This window comes from Comamonas aquatilis (genome assembly GCF_965139575.1).
GTDB lineage: Bacteria > Pseudomonadota > Gammaproteobacteria > Burkholderiales > Burkholderiaceae_C > Comamonas > Comamonas aquatilis.
This window is the reverse complement of record NZ_CBCSIW010000030.1, coordinates 35,903-38,250: the sequence shown is the minus strand read 5'-3', so window position 1 is coordinate 38,250 and position 2,348 is coordinate 35,903. Positions and strand designations below refer to the sequence as shown.

Sequence of the window (2,348 nt, the reverse complement as noted above, 5' to 3'; positions counted from 1 at the left end):
AAGTATCTCTGGGACGTTTAAGTCCTGTGGAATACCGGCACAAGCTTGGCCTAGCCGCATAAAACCAGTCCAAGTTTTTATCCGCACCTCCGGCGGGTCAGTTTTGCGTGGAAATTAACATCTTACCCAACGAAAGGGGGCTGAGAGCAATGTTTTTCAGCTTATTGGGCGAGTGACTACTGGAGAAGAGCCCGAGCGCGAAAGTGACGAGCTTTGTTGAAAAGAACAGTGTGGTTTGCAGCAAAGTTCGTTGCCGTTGAGCTGACGCATACAGATTGCTGAGGGGGAAGGGTAGGCGTGATATCGCAGCTGTGAGGTCAGTTGAGTGCACTCGAGTGCGGGCAGTCACGAACTCGAGTGCAGCGGTTCCAAGTGATGAGTTAGCCCATCTATGCGGAATTTTGCCCGCGATGAGCTAAAGCATCTTCGAGCAAGTTCCGTGCGCTGAGAAATCAGCAGCAAACCTGGATTGCAGAGCTTAGAAATGCTTAGTTTCATTTTTAAATATATTGTTACTCTGCAACTAAATGTAGCTGTGGGATGGGCGTTCGCGAGTTGAGGAATGTCCACGGGCCTTGATCTGCCTGCGAAGTCCCATGGAGCCCGTCGTTCAGCCAACCCGTGCATCATGAACAAAACCACCGCCAAGACTCAATACAAACTCAGCACCCGCAAAGGTGAAGTTATCTTGCAAACCGGCCAGGCCCAAGCGCACAAGGCTGTGTCTGGCGAAAGTTACCGCGTTCTCAAGCGCCGTGAGGGTGATGCTGGCGATGAACTGGCTGGCGACGTGGTGGCTCAGCGTAGCGGCGCAGACTTACAGTTGGACTATGCGGACGGAACGCGGCTGACGCTGCAGGATTACTTCACCGAATGCAAGTCCGGCGCTGACTGTGCAGTTACGCTGGCCGGCGATACGTCTCAGGGCTGGCAGCTCACCGCCTCAGCCAAAGACGGTACGGGACTGGCCGACGGCAGTACCGTGCTGTATGCCCATGGCAGCCCTGAAGCGCTGGCCGGTATGGTATCGACCCACCCTGGGCTGGAGCAGCCACTGGCCGGGCTCAAAGGTGATCTGGTGACCTATGTTCCGCAGGATTCGGCCAGCGTGGGCTGGCTTGCGGGCGTGGGCGCGGGTAGTGCCGGTCTGTTGGCAGCCGGTGGCGGCGGCGGTTCGGCAGCCGTCGCTACTGCCAGTGTGCACAACCTGGTCACGCTCAGCTTTGTGGGTGGACCGGCACTCAAAGACAACGATTTGAGCGTCAATATTTACCAGGCCGATGGCAAGACCTTGCTGGGTACCGGCAAGCTCGGCGACGACGGCACGGTGACTGTGGATGTCAAGGACTATCAGGGAGCGGTCATCGTCAAGCTGATCAATGGCGGCATCGCCTCCGATTACTTGGACGAATCTACGGGCATAGGCAAGGATCTGGATACCAACCTTTACTCCATGGGTGTCATCACCACGCCCAACTCCACGCTGAGTCTGAATGTCAACGTACTCACCACCATCGCCTACACCAAGGCTCAGGAGGCAGCAGGCGGCACGCCTGAGAATCCCAGTCCTTTGACAGCGGGGCAGGTCAGCCAGGCCGCCAGTGCCATTAGCAAGGTATTTGGCGTGGACGATGTGCTGCACACCCCCGTCATTCCCACCAATGGTGGTCAATACAACCCCGGCGATGGTCTGAGCGCTGGCGAAACTTATGGCTCGCTGTTGTCGGCCTTCTCGGGTGCCGACAAGAACGGTACAGGTAAGGTGCAGGACACTCTGGACAAGGTACTCGCCGGCATCACCACAAGTGGCGGCACGACTGTGATAAGCAAAGAGGCTCAGGACTTGCTGATCGAAGGCTCCAAAGTGGGCCAGATTCCAGGTACTGACCAAGACAATCCTACCGGGGGCGTGGGAGGTATCGTCGATACTTTTGCACCCGTGTTCAGCTCCGGTGCAAGCGCTACGGCTACCGCTATCGAGGAAAACAGTGGCGCGGGTCAAGTGGTCTACCAAGCTGTGGCCATGGACTCCAACAGCGTCCGCTACAGCCTGGCCGCAGGCGGCGATGCCGCCGCCTTCAGCATTGATGCCCAAACCGGCAAGGTCACACTGACCGGCAACCCGGACTACGAAGCCAAGGCCAGCTATCAATTCACCGTGGTGGCCACCGATGCGGCGGGCAACCACAGCCAGCAGGTGGTGACCCTGTCCATCGGTGATGTGGATGAAAACCCACCCGTGTTCAGCTCGGGCGCCATCGCAGAGGCGATTGCCGAGAACAGCGGTGCCGGCCAAGTGGTCTACACCGCCCAGGCCAGCGATGCCCATGCGGTCAGCTACAGCCTGG

At 58.0% G+C, this 2,348-nt stretch carries 1 protein-coding gene; it reads left to right on the top strand.

Features of this window, described 5'->3' with window-relative positions:
- Positions 1-628: 628 nt before the first annotated feature.
- Positions 629-2,348, top strand: a 1,720-nt coding sequence (locus tag ACNAZA_RS21300; RefSeq protein WP_415798494.1) for a cadherin repeat domain-containing protein, incomplete at its 3' end; no start/stop codon positions are given.